The organism is Streptomyces sp. CNX435 (genome assembly GCF_059570575.1).
In genome coordinates, this window is record NZ_JCANTA010000017.1 from 150,580 (window position 1) to 165,695 (window position 15,116).

At 73.1% G+C, this 15,116-nt stretch carries 15 protein-coding genes; 4 read left to right on the plus strand and 11 right to left on the minus strand.

Annotation, left to right across the window (positions count from 1 at the left end; all coding sequences use genetic code 11):
- Positions 1–8 precede the first annotated feature (8 nt).
- Positions 9–659 (plus strand): DsbA family oxidoreductase, encoded by a 651-nt coding sequence (locus T328_RS25420; RefSeq protein ID WP_496498478.1) that lies wholly within the window; start codon positions 9–11, stop codon positions 657–659.
- A gap of 254 nt (positions 660–913) precedes the next feature.
- On the opposite strand, the gene T328_RS25425 is transcribed toward T328_RS25420, so the two are convergent.
- Entirely contained in the window at positions 914–1,069 is a 156-nt protein-coding gene (locus tag T328_RS25425) for a hypothetical protein (protein WP_496498479.1), read from the minus strand.
- 45 nt (positions 1,070–1,114) lie between these two features.
- Positions 1,115–2,005: a LysR family transcriptional regulator gene (locus T328_RS25430; protein ID WP_496498480.1), complete on the minus strand. Its 891-nt coding sequence runs from the start codon at positions 2,003–2,005 to the stop codon at positions 1,115–1,117.
- A 201-nt stretch (positions 2,006–2,206) separates the two neighbouring features.
- On the opposite strand from T328_RS25430, the gene T328_RS25435 reads away from it, so the two are divergent.
- The gene (locus T328_RS25435; RefSeq protein WP_496498505.1) at positions 2,207–2,962 is read left to right on the plus strand and encodes a sulfite exporter TauE/SafE family protein; all 756 of its coding nucleotides are present in this window, start codon (positions 2,207–2,209) and stop codon (positions 2,960–2,962) included.
- Positions 2,963–3,063: 101 nt separating this feature from the next.
- On the opposite strand, the gene T328_RS25440 is transcribed toward T328_RS25435, so the two are convergent.
- From T328_RS25440 to T328_RS25480, 9 genes are all read right to left on the minus strand, one after another.
- A complete protein-coding gene (locus T328_RS25440) occupies positions 3,064–3,876 on the minus strand; it encodes an HAD family hydrolase (protein WP_496498481.1) in 813 nt (270 codons plus the stop codon).
- Positions 3,873–5,162, minus strand: a complete 1,290-nt coding sequence (serS, locus tag T328_RS25445) for a serine--tRNA ligase (protein ID WP_496498482.1) — start codon at positions 5,160–5,162, stop codon at positions 3,873–3,875. The genes T328_RS25440 and serS overlap by 4 nt, the downstream gene beginning before the upstream one ends.
- 518 nt (positions 5,163–5,680) lie before the next feature.
- A complete protein-coding gene (pheA, locus tag T328_RS25450) occupies positions 5,681–6,616 on the minus strand; it encodes a prephenate dehydratase (RefSeq protein WP_496498483.1) in 936 nt (311 codons plus the stop codon).
- A 197-nt stretch (positions 6,617–6,813) separates the two neighbouring features.
- The gene (locus T328_RS25455; protein WP_496498484.1) at positions 6,814–8,238 is read right to left on the minus strand and encodes a Dyp-type peroxidase; all 1,425 of its coding nucleotides are present in this window, start codon (positions 8,236–8,238) and stop codon (positions 6,814–6,816) included.
- Positions 8,235–10,469, minus strand: coding sequence for a copper resistance CopC/CopD family protein (locus T328_RS25460; RefSeq protein WP_496498485.1), 2,235 nt, complete (start codon positions 10,467–10,469; stop codon positions 8,235–8,237). The genes T328_RS25455 and T328_RS25460 overlap by 4 nt, the downstream gene beginning before the upstream one ends.
- A 10-nt stretch (positions 10,470–10,479) precedes the next feature.
- Positions 10,480–10,986: a copper chaperone PCu(A)C gene (locus T328_RS25465; RefSeq protein ID WP_496498486.1), complete on the minus strand. Its 507-nt coding sequence runs from the start codon at positions 10,984–10,986 to the stop codon at positions 10,480–10,482.
- Positions 10,983–11,654, minus strand: a complete 672-nt coding sequence (locus T328_RS25470) for an SCO family protein (protein ID WP_496498487.1) — start codon at positions 11,652–11,654, stop codon at positions 10,983–10,985. The genes T328_RS25465 and T328_RS25470 overlap by 4 nt, the downstream gene beginning before the upstream one ends.
- Positions 11,655–11,785: 131 nt before the next feature.
- On the minus strand, positions 11,786–12,559 hold the full coding sequence (locus T328_RS25475; protein WP_496498488.1) for a YcnI family copper-binding membrane protein: 774 nt from the start codon (positions 12,557–12,559) through the stop codon (positions 11,786–11,788).
- Between the two features lie 168 nt (positions 12,560–12,727).
- Positions 12,728–13,636 carry a hypothetical protein gene (locus T328_RS25480; protein WP_496498489.1) on the minus strand — a complete coding sequence of 303 codons (909 nt, stop codon included), beginning with the start codon at positions 13,634–13,636 and terminating at the stop codon, positions 12,728–12,730.
- Positions 13,637–13,841: 205 nt separating this feature from the next.
- Here T328_RS25480 and T328_RS25485 point away from each other — a divergent pair, with 205 nt between their 5' ends.
- Together T328_RS25485 and T328_RS25490 are read left to right on the plus strand one after the other, a co-directional pair.
- Positions 13,842–14,306: an ATP-binding protein gene (locus tag T328_RS25485; RefSeq protein WP_496498490.1), complete on the plus strand. Its 465-nt coding sequence runs from the start codon at positions 13,842–13,844 to the stop codon at positions 14,304–14,306.
- 218 nt (positions 14,307–14,524) lie between these two features.
- Positions 14,525–15,116 (plus strand): IS256 family transposase (locus T328_RS25490; RefSeq protein ID WP_496498506.1); only part of this gene is annotated, 592 nt, incomplete at its 3' end.

The following is a 15,116-nucleotide window of genomic DNA, read 5'->3' on the forward strand; positions in this document are numbered from 1 at the left end:
TGGTGCCCATGAGCGGGATCACTGTGGAGATCTGGTCCGACGTCGTCTGCCCGTGGTGCTACATCGGCAAGCGCCGCTTGGAGGCCGCCCTGGAGCGGTTCGAGCACCGCGACTCCGTCACGGTCATCTGGCGGTGCTCCGAACTGGACCCCGGCGGGCCCCGCGACAGCAAACTGACGATTCCTCAATGCATGCAGCGCGACCTCGGCATGTCGCCCAAGCAGGCTGCCGCGGGCGTGGCGATGGTCACCCAGCTCGCCTCCGAGATGGGGCTGGACTACCGGCTGGAGAACGCCGTACCGGTCAACACCTTCGACGTACACCGCCTCATCCACTTCGGCGAGCACCGCTCGCTGGGCGAGCCTGTACGCGAGCGGCTGTTGCGCGGATACACCGCCGAAGGGGCATACCTGGGCGACCGGCGGACTCTCGTCCGGCTCGGCACCGAGGCCGGGCTCGGCACCGCGGAGGTGGAGGCACTGCTGGACGGCGACGAGTTCGGGGACGCCGTGCGCGCTGACGAGCAGCGGGCCGCCCGGCTCGGAGTCACCGGCGTGCCCAGCTTCTCCTTCAACGGACGGCCAGCCATTTCGGGGGCGCTCTCCGTCGCCGACATCGTCGGACAGCTGAAGCGGGCCACGCTGTCGGCCAGGGCCTGACGACCGGGCCTGCTGGCCGTGGCCCGATGAACGTGGCCTTGTGACCAGGGCCTGATGAACTCCACGCCGTCTTCTTCGCCCCCGCGGCACGCCGTCGGCGCACCGCTGCCGGACCGGGCTATCCAGCTCCCCCCGCTACAGGCGCGGACCGGTGGGAGAAACGAAGAAGGCGGCGCGGTACCCGTACCCAGGCTCCCAGCTGGCCCTGGGGTTCCGGCCGCCCCTTCGTACCGTCTACCGCGCCGCCGACCGGGTCAGGTCCGCGGCCACCTGGGCGGGTGACAGCATGTGGCCATCTCCTCCCGCAGTTCCCGGGCCGCCTCCCAGTGCGAGGAGTCGGTCAGCAGGGCGGATAGGGCGATGGAGAGGGCGGCCGGGTCATTCTGCAGTTCCGCGTCGTCCAGTACCATGCCGGCCCCGCGTTTCTGCAACTGCTCGCCCGTACCGAAGGCGTCCTAAGCCGCCGCCTCCACCGCCACCATGTCCGCGAACGCCCGCGCCAGCGGCGACAGCGCCGCCCACCGCCGCACCGCCCAGCCCGCCCACAGCGGCGGCAGCTCCGGTACGGGCACCAGCCGCACCCCCGGATGCCGCCCGTGCCGCCAGCCGGGCAGCTCCGGTACGACGGCGTACCCGAGACCCAGCTCCGCGAGCAGAATCGCCGTGTCCCAGTCCGCGACCGACGTGTCGAACGCCGGCAGCGGCACCCCCGACTCCGCGAACCACGCCTCCAGATGCGCCCGCGAACTGGAGTTACCCGGCAGACCTATGAGCCGCACCGCCGCCAGGTCCGCCGCCCCCACCGCCGGCCGCTCCGCCAGCGGATCGCCCTCCCGGACCGCCAGCACCCACCGCAGCTCCGCCGCGCGCCGCAGCTCCACGCCCCGTACCGGCGCGGCGATCGTGATCCACGCCAGGTCGGCGCCGCCGGCGGCCAGCGCGGCCACGCAGCCGCGGCTGGAGTTCTCCGTCTGGAACTCCAGGCTGACCTGCGGATACCGCTCGCGGAACGCGACGACCGCCGCCGACATGAAGTGCCGTACGGTCGTCGCTCCCGTCGTCACCCGCACCGACCCGCCGTCCCCGCGCGCCAGGTCGCCCAGCCGCCGCAGCGCCTGGTCCACGCCGCCGATGCCCTCGGCGGCGGCGCCGCGCAGCAGCTCCCCGGCGTGCGTGGGGACGACGCCGCGCGGATGCCGCTCCACGAGGCTGAGCCCGACCTCCCGCTCCAGCCGCTTGACGTGCTGACTGACGGCCGACTGCGTACAGCCCAGCTCCCGCGCCACCGCGCTCAGGCTGCCCGCCCGGCACACGGCGACGAACACCCGCAGGTCGTCCAGAGTCATGCGCGTCAAGCTAGCCCTTGGGGACGCCCAAGAACACCCGAGGATTGACTTGGGCGGATCGTCGCGCCCACGATGACCACGATCTTCGCAACGCACGGCACACAGCCCGGCGGCCCGACAGCCCGACAGCTCCGCAGCCTGACCGACCTACAGCCCCGCAGCCCGACCGACCGACAGCCCGACCTACGGAACGAGGACGCCGTGGAACCGCTCGAAGCCGCCGCGCTCGCCGGCGCCGGACTCGTCGCAGGCGGCATGAACGCGGTCGTCGGCTCCGGCACCCTCATCACCTTCCCCACCCTCCTCGCCCTCGGCTACCCCCCGGTCCTCGCGAACGTCTCCAACACCGTCGGCCTCGTCCCCGGCGTCGTCGGCGCCGTCTACGGCTACCGCCGCGAGCTGCGCGGCCAGCGCCGCCGCATACTCCGCTTCGCCACCGCCTCCCTCCTCGGCGGCCTGGCCGGCGCGCTGCTGCTCCTCCAACTGCCGGCCGAGACGTTCCAGGCCGTGATCCCCGTCCTCATCCTCACCGCCTGCGCCCTGGTCCTCCTCCAGCCCGTCCTCAGCCGCCGCCTCGCCCGGCGCGACGACGACGGCGACACCGACGGCGGCACCCCGATGTGGTTCGGCGTCCTCGGTACGGGCGTCTACGGCGGCTACTTCGGGGCCGCGCAGGGCGTCATCCTCATGGGCCTGTTCGGCGCCTTCGTCCGCGACGACCTCCAGCGCCTCAACGCCGTCAAGAACGTCCTCGCCGCCCTCGTCAACGGCGTCGCCTCGATCGTCTTCGTCATCGTCACCGACGTCGACTGGACCGCGGCCGGGATCATCGCCACCGGCTCCACGGCCGGCGGCTTCCTCGGCGCCCACCTGGGCCGCAAGCTCACGCCCACCCTGATGCGTACCGTCATCGTCGCCGTGGGCACCACCGCCGCCCTCACGATGATCATCCGCTGAGGGCGCGCCCGGCCCTGCGCCGTGCGCCCTGCGTACTGCGCCGTGCGCCCTGCGCCGTCGGTCCGCAGACCGCCCCGCGCCGTCCGTCCGCAGACGCGCGCCTACGCGAACAGCCGGTCCAGCACCGCCGCTATGCCGTCCTCGTCGTTCGACGCCGTCACCTCGTCCGCCACCGCGACCAGCTCCGCGTGCGCCCCCGCCATCGCCACCCCGCGTCCGGCCCAGCGGAACATCGGGATGTCGTTCGGCATGTCCCCGAACGCGATCGTCTCCGACCCCGTGACCCCGAGCCGGCGCGCCGCGAGCGACAGCCCCGTCGCCTTGCTCAGCCCGTGCGGCAGCATCTCGACGGTGTCGGCGCCGGCGAGCACCACCCCGACGAGGTCGCCGGCGGTCTCCCGGGCCGCGGCCGTCAGCGCGTCGTCGTCCAGCTCGGCGTGCTGGAGGTAGAGCTTGCCGATCGGCTGCGCCCACAGCTCGTCACGCGCCGCCACCCGGCGGACCGGCACGGTCTCCCGAGCCGCCACCGCGCGGAAGCCGGGGCCGACGAGCACCTCGCCCGCGAGCCCGTCCGTGCTGACGGCCACCGCGACCTCGCCGACCTCGGCCTCCAGCTTCGCCACGGCGGCGGCGGCGAGGCGGCGGTCGAGGGTCACGGAGGTCAGCAGCCGGTGCTCGCCCGCGTGGTACACCTGCGTGCCCTGGCCGCAGACGGCCAGTCCCTCGTAGCCCAGCTCGTCGAGGATGGGCCGGGTCCAGACCACGGCGCGGCCGGTGACGACGATGTGCGTCGCGCCCCGTGCGCATGCCGCCTCGATGGCGGTGCGTGTGCGCGGCGAGACCGTCTCGTCACTGCGCAGCAGCGTGCCGTCGAGATCGGTCGCGATGAGCCGGTACGGAAGGGCGCCGCTCATGTGGCGACCGGCTCCAGTAGCTCGCGCCCGCCCAGGTACGGCCGCAGTACCTCCGGGACCGCCACCGAGCCGTCCCGCCGCTGGTGCGTCTCCAGGATCGCCACGATCGTCCGCGGCACTGCGCACAGTGTCCCGTTCAGCGTCGCCAGCGGGCGCGCCGCCTTCTTCTGGCCCTGCCCGTCGCGCATCCGCACCGACAGCCGCCGCGCCTGGAACTCCCCGCAGTTCGACGTCGACGTCAGCTCGCGGTACTTCCCCTGCGTCGGGATCCACGCCTCGCAGTCGTACTTTCGCGCCGCCGACGCGCCCAGGTCGCCCGACGCCACGTCGATCACGCGGTACGCCAGGCCGAGCGACGACAGCCACTGCTTCTCCCACTCCAGCAGCCGCGCGTGCTCCGCCTCCGCGTCCTCCGGGACGACGTACGAGAACATCTCGACCTTGTCGAACTGGTGCACCCGGATGATGCCGCGGGTGTCCTTGCCGTGCGAGCCCGCCTCGCGGCGGAAGCAGGGCGAGAACCCGGCGTAGCGCAGGGGCAGCTGGTCGGTCTCGATGATCTCGTCCATGTGGTACGCGGCGAGCGTGACCTCGGAGGTGCCGACGAGGTAGAAGTCGTCCCGCTCTAGGTAGTACACGTCCTCGGCGGCCTGGCCGAGGAAGCCCGTGCCCTCCATGGCGCGCGGCTTGACCAGCGCGGGGGTGAGCATCGGGGTGAAGCCGGCGGCGGTGGCCTGCGCGATCGCGGCGTTGACCAGGGCCAGCTCCAGCAGTGCGCCGACGCCCGTCAGGTAGTAGAAGCGGGAGCCGGAGACCTTCGCGGCGCGCTCGGTGTCGATGGCGCCGAGGATGCGGCCCAGCTCCAGGTGGTCCCGCGGCTCGAAGCCCTCGGCGGCGAAGTCGCGCGGGGTGCCGACGGTCTCCAGCAGCGTGAAGTCGTCCTCGCCGCCGACCGGCACGTCGGGATGCACCACGTTCCCCAGGCGCAGCAGCAGCCGCTGCGTCTCGGCGGCGGCCTCGTCCTGCTCGGCGTCCGCGGCCTTGACCGCGGCGGACAGCTCGCCGGTGCGCCGCAGCAGCTCCTGCTTCTCCTCGCCCTGCGCGCGCGGGATCAGCTTGCCGAGCTGCTTCTGCTCGGCTCGCAGCTCGTCGAAGCGGGTACTGGACGACCTGCGCCGCTCGTCGGCGGAGAGCAGGACGTCGACGAGGTCGACGTCCTCTCCACGGGCGCGCTGCGACGCGCGCACTCGGTCGGGGTCCTCACGAAGCAGGCGAAGGTCAATCACGGAGCCAGGTTACCGGGGTCCGCGGACAGGCTCGCAGACGATTTCCACCGCTGTGGATTTCCCAGCGTTCTGCGGTGAATAGACCGTTTCGCGGGTCATACTTCTGGAGCACCGAAGAAAAAGGGCGATGCGGTGCAATTAGGACATAAAGCTTCCCTGCGTCCGTGGTGCGCAGGGGAGTTGAGGATCCCTTTTCCACAGGTGGCCGCGGATGCTTAAAGTTATCCACAGGCGGGGGAGGCGGCCTGTGGAAGACGGGGAAGATCGTTCCGTGCGGCCGGTGCTGGCGCAGGAATTCCCCGTTGCCGCCCCGACTACACACCCTTTGGAGCGGAATTGCCTACCGCCTTGGAGTGGATCAAGAGAATTGCCGTGACGAGTAACCATCTCAGCAGCTGTACGCCGGAAATCAGTCACTAGACAGATTTGTCGACATTGCCCGTCCGGGGCGCCGAAGTTATACACAGTCCATGCCGACGCCCTGTGGATAACTCTGTGAACTGTGCACAGACCCCAGGTCAGGCGCGGCCGTCCAGACACCGCGTCAGCCAGTCCGACGCCTCCGTGAAGGCCGTGTCCGACGTCCCCAGCCGCAGCGGCTGTACGTCCGCCGGCGACAGCCCCGCGCGCGGGTACGAGCCGAGGAACCGTACCCGCGGACAGATCCGCTTCAGCCCCATCAGCGCCTCGCCCACCCGGCGGTCGGTGATGTGTCCCTCGCAGTCCACCGAGAAGCAGTACCGCCCGATGCCCTCGCCCGTCGGCCGCGACTCGATGCGCAGCAGGTTGACGCCGCGCACCGCGTACTCCTGCAGCAGCTCCATCAGCGCGCCCGGGTGGTCCTCGCCGAGCCAGATGACGACCGACGTCTTGTCCGCGCCCGTCGGCGCCGCCGGCCGCGCCGGCCGGCCGACGAGGACGAACCGGGTCTCGGCGTTCTCCGCGTCGTGGATGTCCGAGACCAGCGGCTCCAGCCCGTACACCGACGCGGCGAACTCGCCCGCGAACGCCCCGTCCACCCGCCCCTCCTGCACCTGCCGCGCACCGTCGGCGTTGGACGCCGACGACTCCCACACCGCGTCCGGCAGGTGCGTGGCCAGCCAGCGCCGCACCTGCGGCTGCGCCACCGGGTGCCCGGTGACGGTCTTGAGGTCCGCGAGCCGCGTCCCCGGCCGCACGAGCAGGGCGAACGCGATCGGCAGCAGCACCTCGCGGTAGATCATCAGCGGCTCGCCGAGCGCCAGCTCGTCGAGCGTGGCGGTGACGCCGCCCTCGACGGAGTTCTCGATCGGCACCAGCGCGCCCGCGGCCTCCCCGCTGCGCACCGAGTCCAGCACCGCGGGCACCGAGACCATCGGCACCAGCTCGCGCGTCGCCGACTCGGGGAGGGTGCGCAGCGCGGCTTCGGTGAAGGTGCCTTCGGGGCCGAGATAGGTGAAGCGGCTGGCGGACATGGGGGCGGCTCCTCGTGCGCGATCGGCGAGACGGCCACGATACCCACGGGCGGGGGTCGGGGGGCGGCCGTCCGGGTAACGGACGATCATGGTGTGGGGGGCGGCGAAGGCGCCGGGTCCGCGTTCCGTACGGGCCGGGCCCGGCTGTTCCGTACGGGAGCCGCGGGAGCCTCCTCTGTAAGAGACGGCCCGCCGGCTCAGCCCTCCAGCAGCCGCTGACCCACGTACTCGCCCTCCTCCGCCCCGCCCGGCACCGCGAACAGCCCGCTCGCCTCGTGCCGCAGGAAGCGCGACAGCCCGTCGCCCCGGTCCAGCTTGCGCTGGACGGGCACGAAGCCCTTCAGCGGATCGGCCTGCCAGGCGACGAACAGCAGCCCGGCGTCCGGCACCGGCCCGTCCCGGGTGTCCAGATAGCCGTCGTGGTACGAGAACGAGCGCCGCAGCATCGTCGCCCCGCCGTTCGACTCCGGCGCCGCCACCCGTACGTGCGCGTCCCCCGCGATGGCGAGCGACCCGTCCGCGAGTTGTTTGTTCATATCGACCGGCGTCGTCTCCTCCCCGCCCGACAGCGGGGCGCCGTCGGACTTGCGGCGGCCGATGACCCGCTCCTGCCGCTCCAGCGACAGGTGGTCCCAGGTGTCGAGCAGCATCCGGATCCGGCGGAAGACGGCGTACGAGCCGCCCGCCAGCCACGCCGGGTCTCCCCCGCCGGCTACGCCCTCTCCCCCGCCGGCTACGCCCTCACTGGCGGGGGTGCCCCCACCGGCGTGGGTACCCCCTCCCCCGCCGGCTACGCCCTCATTGGCGGGGGTACCCCCATGGGCGGGGACGAAGATGTGCGCGTCGAAGTCCGGGTCCTCGGGCCTGGGGTTGTTGGTGCCGTCGATCTGCCCCATGAGGTTGCGTGCGGTACGGGGCCGGTCGGTGGCGCCGGGGGTGCGGTTGAAGCCGCTCATCTGCCAGCGCAGCACCGCCGCGTCGCCCGCCCGGCGCTGGAGCGTACGCAGCGCGTCGAACGCCACGAGCGCGTCGTCGGCGCCGATCTGCAGCCACAGGTCGCCGTCGCTGCGCCGCGCGTCCAGCGCGTCGGCGGAGAACGGCGGCAGCGGGTCGAGCCCGCCGGGGCGCCGGTCGGCCAGGCCGGTGCGGTCGAAGAACGTGCGCCCGAAGCCGAACGTCACGGTCAGCGCCGCGGGCCCGGCGTCGAGCGCGCTGCCCGTGCCGGCCGCCGCCGCCCGGCCCTCGCTCAGCTCGCGGGCCGTGGCCGACCAGCGCTTGAGGAGCGCCGCGGCCTGGCTGCGCCCGGCGCCCGGGGCCAGGTCGAAGGCGGCGAAGTGGCCCGCGGCCTGCGGCGGGGTGGTGATGCCCGCCTGGTGCGGGCCGTGGAACGACACCGCGTTCGCGCCGATCGCCGTCAGCGGCGTGGGCGGCTCGTCGCGCAGCGCCTCGGCGGCGACGGCGCCGGAGGCGCCGCCGGCGAGGAGCCCCGCCGCCCCGGCGGCCCCCGCGGCGCCGACGAGGCGGCGGCGGGAGACCGGGTGCCGGGTGGCATCGGTGCCGGGGTTGGCGTCGGTGCCGGGGTTGGTGTCCGGTGTGGTGCTGGAGGAGCGGGTCGAACTCACGGGATGGTCAACTTCTTCTCTTCTGTCACCTGGTCGATGGGTGAGGTGCGCACGGTCAGCCGGAGCGTCCACTCGCCGGCCAGCGGGAGCTGGACGCCGGTGGCGGCCCAGTGCCCGTTCTCCACGGGGGTGGGGGCGATGTCGAGCGGGCCGACGTTCTTCTCCTCAAGGGTGAAGGAGAGTTTCAGCTCGGGGACGTTCAGGAGTTGGTTGTTGGCGTCGGTGAGGTAGACGTGCAGCTGGTTGTCGCCGGCCCGTCCGGGGTCGACGGTGATCTCCGCGGTTCCGGCGCCGCCCTGCCCGCCCGTGTCGTACGGGACCTTCACCTTCACCGGCCCGGCCGGCTGCTGCTGCGCCGCCTCGGCCGCGGCCTGCTCGGTCTCGGCCCGGCCCGGCTGGGTGCCCGTCAGCAGGGTGACGACGGAGAGCAGTACGACGGCGAGGAGGGTCTCGACAAGGACGGACTGGCGCAGTCCGCGGCGCGCGGGGTCGGAGTCGCGCTCCTTACGCGCGCGGTTCGCGGCGACGGCGGCCCGCTGGCGGGCGAGCTGGGCGGCGCGTTCGGGGTCGTCGGTGTCTGTGTCTGCTTCTGTGTCTACGTCTGCGCCGGTGTCGGTGCGGGGGTTGTCGTCGGAGGTGGTGTCGTCGTCCGGTGCGGAGTCGCCGCCGGAGCCGGAGCCCTGGGCCGGCACCGTGGCGCCGTCCCGCGCCCCGCCGCCGGAGGCGGCCGGCACCGTCCCGGCGCCGGCGCCCGCCTTCGCGGTGGCCGCGGCGGGCACGAGCGCCTCCGCCTCCTCCGCCGCCGGCTCCGCGCTCGCCGCGAGGCCCGTACCGGCGAGCCGGTGCGTCCAGCGGCGCGACGTCCACCCCGCGGTGACCAGCACCGCCACCAGCCCCAGCTTCACCAGCAGCAGCTGCCCGTACGTCGTGTCCGTCAGCGCGCCCCAGCTGCCGAGCCCGCGCCACGCCTGGTACAGGCCCGTCCCGGCGAGCACGGTCACCGACGTCAGCGCCATCCGCGAGAAGCGGCGTATGACGTACGACGGAACCCGCGGGCCGATGCGCAGGCTCAGCGCCAGCGAGGTCAGGCCGCCGAGCCAGACGGCGACGGCCAGCAGGTGGACCATCGTCATCGGCACGGCCAGCCACGGCTGGATGCCGGTGGAGGCGTGTTCGGCCATGCCCCACGTCGCGGCGAGGCCGACGGCGACCACGCCGCCGCCGAGCCCGAGGCCGATCGCCAGGTCGCGGTCCCGGGCGGTGTCGGTATCGACGTCGGCGCCGACGTCGATACCGGTGCCGGAGTCGTCATCGGCGTCGTCCTCGTCCGCGGCGGGTCGTTCGTCGTCCGTACCCGCCTCGGCATCCGGGCCCGTACCCGGATCACCTGCCGGGCCCGTACCGGCGGCCGCGTTCTCCCGGCCGTCCCGCCCGTACATCCCGAACAGCACCGCCAGCACCACCGCCGCCGCACCCAGCAGCAGCAGCCGCGACAGCAGCGCCGTGCCCGGGCGGGTCTCCAGCACGTCGCGCACCGAGTCGAGCCCGAAGTCCGCGCCCGTGTACGGCCCGCGCAGCAGCAGCAGCGCCACGGTGGCGGCGAACAGCAGCGCCCACCCCCCGCTCGCCACCCGCCGCACGACCGGGTTGCGCCCGCCGCACACGCCCGCGAACACGGCGCCGCCGACGAGCAGGACGAAGCCCGCGTACGCGACGTAGCGCGCGGTGTCGTAGAGCGTCTTGGCGCTGCCGTTGTCCTCGCCCGCCTCGGACACCGCCACCGTCGTCTTCGACGGCTTGCCGATGGAGAAGGTGAACGCGCCGGAGATGGGGTGGCTGTCGGCGGAGACGGTCTTCCAGACCACGGTGAACGTGCCGTCCGGCAGCCCCGGGCGCAGCGCGGCCGTCGCCGTCGTCGCGTCGCCGTCGGCGTGGCCGGAGGCCCCCTTGGTGACGTCGTTGCCGTCGGGGTCGAGGACGCGGATGGCGTCGTCGGCCAGCTGCACGGACTCGGAGAAGGTCAGCGAGACGGCCGCCGGCGCCTCCTGCACGACCGTGCCCTCGGCGGGGTCGGTGCCGGTCAGCGCGGCGTGCGCCGTCGCCGGGGTGGCGCCGGGGACGAGGACGCACAGCACGGCGGCGACGGCGGCGCACAGCGCACCGACCACGCGCCTGCGGGACACCGTGCGCCGGCGGACCGGTGCGCGGCGGTTCTGTGCGTAGGGGGTCATGGCACGCCTCTCATTCCGCGGGGCGATACGTCGTCGGCTGCACCGGCACCTCGACCTCGATCGGCTCCGACTCGGCGAAGTGCAGCACGAAGGAGACCTTCTCGCCAACCTCCGGTTTGCGATCCAGCTTCTCCAGCATCAGATGGGCGCCCCCGCGGGCGAGGCTCAGCTCGCCGCCCGCGGGTACGTCGAAGCCGTCGACGGCGCGCATCCGCTCGCCTTCGGCGGTGTGCAGGGTGACGTCGTCGGCGAGGTCGGTGCTGACGGCGGTGAGCCGGTCGTCGGCGGGGCCGTCGTTGCGTACGGTCAGGTAGCCGGCGGCGAGGTCCTTCAGCACCGGCTGCGGTACGAAGCCGCCCTCGGCGCGCAGCCGCGGGCCGTCACCGGAGCCCGGGCCGCCGCCGGAGTCCGCCTTCGTGGCCGTACCGGAGTCGTCGGCGGAACAGGCGCCGAGGCACAGGGCGAACGACAGGGCAGCCGCCGCCGCGACCGCCGCGGTCGAGCGCGTACGCCTCACGGCTTCTGCCCCTTGATCAGCTTCGGCATGTCCTTGGTGTACTGCCCCGCCGTCACCCCGGCGAGATACAGGATGTGCGCCTTGTCGTCCTTCGGCGAGTACGCCAGGACAGACGCGCCGTGGCTGACGGTGATGCTGCCGTCCTTCTCCTTCACCGGCTTGTCGATGTGCACGCCGACGCTCTTCGCCGCCGCCTCGATCGCGTCGAAGTCGCCGGTGAGGCCGATGAAGTCCTTGTCCTGGGCGTCGAGCCACTCGCCCAGCCGGCTCGGGGTGTCGCGCTTCGGGTCGGTGCTGACCATGACGACCTGCAGCTTCTCCTGATCGGCGCGGGGCAGCTTCTGCTTCGCGATGGCGATGTCGCTCATCGTCGTGGGGCAGACGTCGGGGCAGTTGGTGTAGCCGAAGAAGAGGAGGGTGGGCTTGCCCGCGGTCTCGGCGACGAGGTCGAACTCCTCGCCCTCGGTGTCGGTGAGGACGAGATCCGGCTTCTCCTTAGGAGTGTCGAGGACGACGCCGGGCTTCGTGCTGCCGCCGGAGACCTCGACGGCCGGCTGGGCGGAGCCGGCGTCGTCGCCCGAGTCGGAGCCGCAGGCGGTGAGGGTGAGCGCCGCGGCGGCGGCGAGGGCCGCGGCGGCGTAGGCGGTGGTGGTACGGGTTGTGCGCATGCTGTGTTCCCTTGAGGGGTCGGGTGGCCCGCCCGGGGTCGCCGGCCGGGCCACCTGCGTAATTCGTACGACGTGCCGAATGCTGTTACTGCGCTTGCTTGGTCCTGCTGGTCCTGCTGTGCCTTCCGCGCCTACTGCGCCGCGGACGAACCGCCCGAACCGCCCGAGCCGCCGCGCCGCCGCGACTGCACGCCGAACGCGACCCCGGCGGCGCCGAGCGCGATACCGACGATGCCCAGCGTGCGGGCCATGGTGTCGGAGGAGCCGTCGTCGCTGTCGGCGGCCGTATCGTCGGCGTCGGAGTCGGCGTCGTCGCCGCTCTCGGCGGCGGCGGGCTCGGTGTCGTCGTCGGCGTTCCCGGCGTCGTCGCCGTGGCCGCCGTCCTCGGCCGGCTCCAGGGCCAGCACGGGAGCCGGCAGCTCCGGCTCCTCCGCGCCCTCCTCGGGGACCTCGATCCAGCGGACGACCTCGTCGCTGTCGTACGTCTGGATGGCCTTGAAGACGAGCTGGTCGGCGTCCTCGGGGAGGGCGCCCATGGAGACGGGGAACTGCTGGAACGTCCCCGGCTCGATCTTCCCGCCGGACCAGGTGATCTTGCTGGCCGCCTCGGTGATCTTCTCGCCGTGCGAGTCGATCGGGGTGTCCAGCTTGGCGTTCTCCACCTTCACGTCCCAGCCGGGTACGGGCTGGGGCATGACGGACGTCAGCGGGTGGTCGGCCGGCAGGGTGACCTCCAGCTTGACCGTCGACGCGTCGTCGCGCTCGTTGGGCACCTTGAAGTTGACGGTGGCGTAGCCGCCCTGCTCGGCCTCTCCGGGGTCGATGCTGACGTGCGCGGCGGCCGGCCCGGCGAGGATCAGGACGGCGCCGGCGGCAACAGCGGTACTGACGGACATTCGGCGCATACGGGATGACTTCATGAGTGACACACTCCGGTCGGTGTGGTGGATGGTGGGGTAGCGCGCGTGCGGCAGCGGCGCGACCACCCGCTCATCCGAGACCGGCGCCCGCACCCGCCCGTGTCGTACGGGGCGTGCGGCGCGCGGGCCGTAAGCCGGAGAGGTGCCGTCGCGTCAGGCCGCGAGGGCGAGGGCCGGGGGCCCGCGGCGTACGACGGCGTGCTGCAGTGCGCGTACGGTACGGGCGCTCTGCCCGTCGTACGCCGTCGCCGCCCCCGGGCGCACGGCCGGCCGGCCGGCGTCGTCGAGCCCGCTGTCGAGGACCCGCGCGTAGCGCACGGCGGCGCGGAGCGGGCCGAGGCCGGCGCCGGTGGCGGCGGCGATGCGCAGCAGGGACGTGACGGCGGCGTCGCCGCGGCGCAGCAGCCAGCCGGCGACGAGGGCGGCGAGGACGTGGCCGAGGACCATCGGCAGGGAGTACGTGGAGATGTCGAACGCGGCGCCGAGGCCGTCGCCGAGCCCGCCGCCGTGCCCGGCGTGCGGCGGGTGCGCCCCGGCCGCCGCCCCGGCTGCCGCGTCCGCCGTACCGGCGACGCCGCCAGCGCCAGCGCCGACATCCGGGTCGAGGCCGGCGTTGGTGACGATCTCGCGGGCCTGGCCCTCGGTGAGGTTCATCACGGTGTCGTTGCACAGCAGCCGGTGGGCGAGGTCGACGGCGGCACTGCCGCCCTCGCCGCCCGCATCCGCGCCACCGTGGGCGTACGCACCCGCACCCGCACCGGCACCCGCACCCGCCGCCGTACCGCCGACGGCGCAGTGCTGCCCGAGCCCGAAGACCCCGTGCAGCCCGGTCTGCCCGACCGCCAGCAGCGCCGCGATCCCGGGCAGCGACCGCTCCCGCCCGGCCAGCGGCGCGGCCACGGCGAACACCAGCGCCGCGGCGACGCCGAACGTCCACAGCGGCACCGCCTCGTCCGAGGCCAGTACGTGCCCCCCGGCGGCCAGCACGACGCAGACCGCGGTGAACACCGCGGCCCGCAGGAGGCGCAGCTCCGTACCGGCGGAGGCGAGAGGGGCAGCCATGGCGGGCGCCATCATCTCACCGCACGGCCGCGCCGACCCGGCCGGGGCGCCGATCGGCCGTATCCAGGTTTTGTCATGTCCCACCCCGGAAGGCGGAAGAAACCACTCCGCCGAATGAGGGTTCTCACGCAACTCGCGTGCTTACGGTGCCGACACAAGGGTTATACGTACCGTATGTCGGGGTGGCGGCCAGGAGGCTGAACGCATGAGCATGTGGTGGTCCCTGCGACTGCGCCGGGAGGCGGCCAGCGTCCCGCTCGCCCGCCGCCTGCTGGTCGGCGCGATGGAAACGGCCGGGGTCGACCCGGACGTCGCCTTCGACCTCTCCCTCGCCCTCACCGAGGCGTGCGCCAACGCCGTCGAACACGGCGGCGCCGGGGCCGGCGAGGACTACCGCGTCACCGCCTACTTCGACGGCGACCGCTGCCACATCGAGGTCATCGACTCCGGCCCCGGCTTCACCCCCCACCCCCCACCCCCCGAAACCCCCGCCACCCGCCCCACGGTGCCACCCCCCACCGACACCGGCGCGGAGGGCGGCCGCGGCCTGTTCCTGATCGCGGAGCTGAGCGACCACGTCGACATCCGCGACCGCCCGGGCCGCGGCGCGGTGGTGAGCTTCGACAAGATCCTCAAATGGCGCGCGGACGCCCCGCTGCAGGCTGCGTAACCACCCGTCTCGGTCTGTTGACCTGCACACTTCCCTCTTAATCGATCACTTCGTGTCGCGGGAAGTACGCCCGAACGGCGGCTCTGGGCGTGTACAACAGACGGTGGAACTGGATCATGGAGTGACACCGAATGACTGATGTTGTACCCGAGGTTGAGAACGAGGCAGCCGCGGAGGGTGCTGGCCGGGAGCCGGTGGTGGATGACCAGCTGATCGGGATGCTGGTCGACCGGGCCCGGGCGGAGGGCCTGCAGCTGACCGGGGAAGGCGGGCTGCTGCAGCAGCTGACGAAGCGGGTCATCGAGTCCGCCCTGGACGGCGAGATGACCGACCACCTCGGCTACGAGAAGCACGACGTGGCCGGCCGGGACGGCGGCAACTCCCGCAACGGCCGCCGCTCGAAGACGGTGACCACCGACGTCGGCCCGGTCGAGATCAGCGTGCCCCGGGACGTCGAGGGCTCCTTCGAGCCTCAGCTCGTGAAGAAGCGGCAGCGGCGGCTGACCGGGGTGGATGAGATGGTGCTGTCGCTGTCCGCCAAGGGCCTCACACACGGCGAAATATCCGCTCACCTGGCCGAGGTCTACGGCGCGAGTGTGTCGAAGTCGACCATCACCACGATCACCGACAGCGTGATGGACGGCATGGCCGAGTGGCAGAACCGTCCGCTCGATGCGGTGTATCCGGTGTTGTTCGTGGACGCCATCCACGTGAAGATCCGTGACGGGCAGGTCGCCAACCGGCCGGTCTACGTCGTCATGGCTGTCACCGTCGACGGACACCGCGACATCCTCGGGATCTGGGCCGGTG

What these genes read in the sequence shown, in the direction of transcription:
- T328_RS25420 (WP_496498478.1), top strand. Translation starts at nt 9, where the DNA reads ATGAGCGGGATCACTGTGGAGATCTGGTCCGACGTCGTCTGCCCGTGG.
- T328_RS25425 (WP_496498479.1), bottom strand. Translation starts at nt 1,069, where the DNA reads ATGGTACTGGACGACGCGGAACTGCAGAATGACCCGGCCGCCCTCTCC.
- T328_RS25430 (WP_496498480.1), bottom strand. Translation starts at nt 2,005, where the DNA reads ATGACTCTGGACGACCTGCGGGTGTTCGTCGCCGTGTGCCGGGCGGGC.
- T328_RS25440 (WP_496498481.1), bottom strand. Translation starts at nt 3,876, where the DNA reads ATGAGCGGCGCCCTTCCGTACCGGCTCATCGCGACCGATCTCGACGGC.
- pheA (WP_496498483.1), bottom strand. Translation starts at nt 6,616, where the DNA reads ATGTCCGCCAGCCGCTTCACCTATCTCGGCCCCGAAGGCACCTTCACC.
- T328_RS25460 (WP_496498485.1), bottom strand. Translation starts at nt 10,469, where the DNA reads ATGACCCCCTACGCACAGAACCGCCGCGCACCGGTCCGCCGGCGCACG.
- T328_RS25470 (WP_496498487.1), bottom strand. Translation starts at nt 11,654, where the DNA reads ATGCGCACAACCCGTACCACCACCGCCTACGCCGCCGCGGCCCTCGCC.
- T328_RS25475 (WP_496498488.1), bottom strand. Translation starts at nt 12,559, where the DNA reads ATGCGCCGAATGTCCGTCAGTACCGCTGTTGCCGCCGGCGCCGTCCTG.
- T328_RS25480 (WP_496498489.1), bottom strand. Translation starts at nt 13,636, where the DNA reads ATGGCTGCCCCTCTCGCCTCCGCCGGTACGGAGCTGCGCCTCCTGCGG.
- T328_RS25485 (WP_496498490.1), top strand. Translation starts at nt 13,842, where the DNA reads ATGAGCATGTGGTGGTCCCTGCGACTGCGCCGGGAGGCGGCCAGCGTC.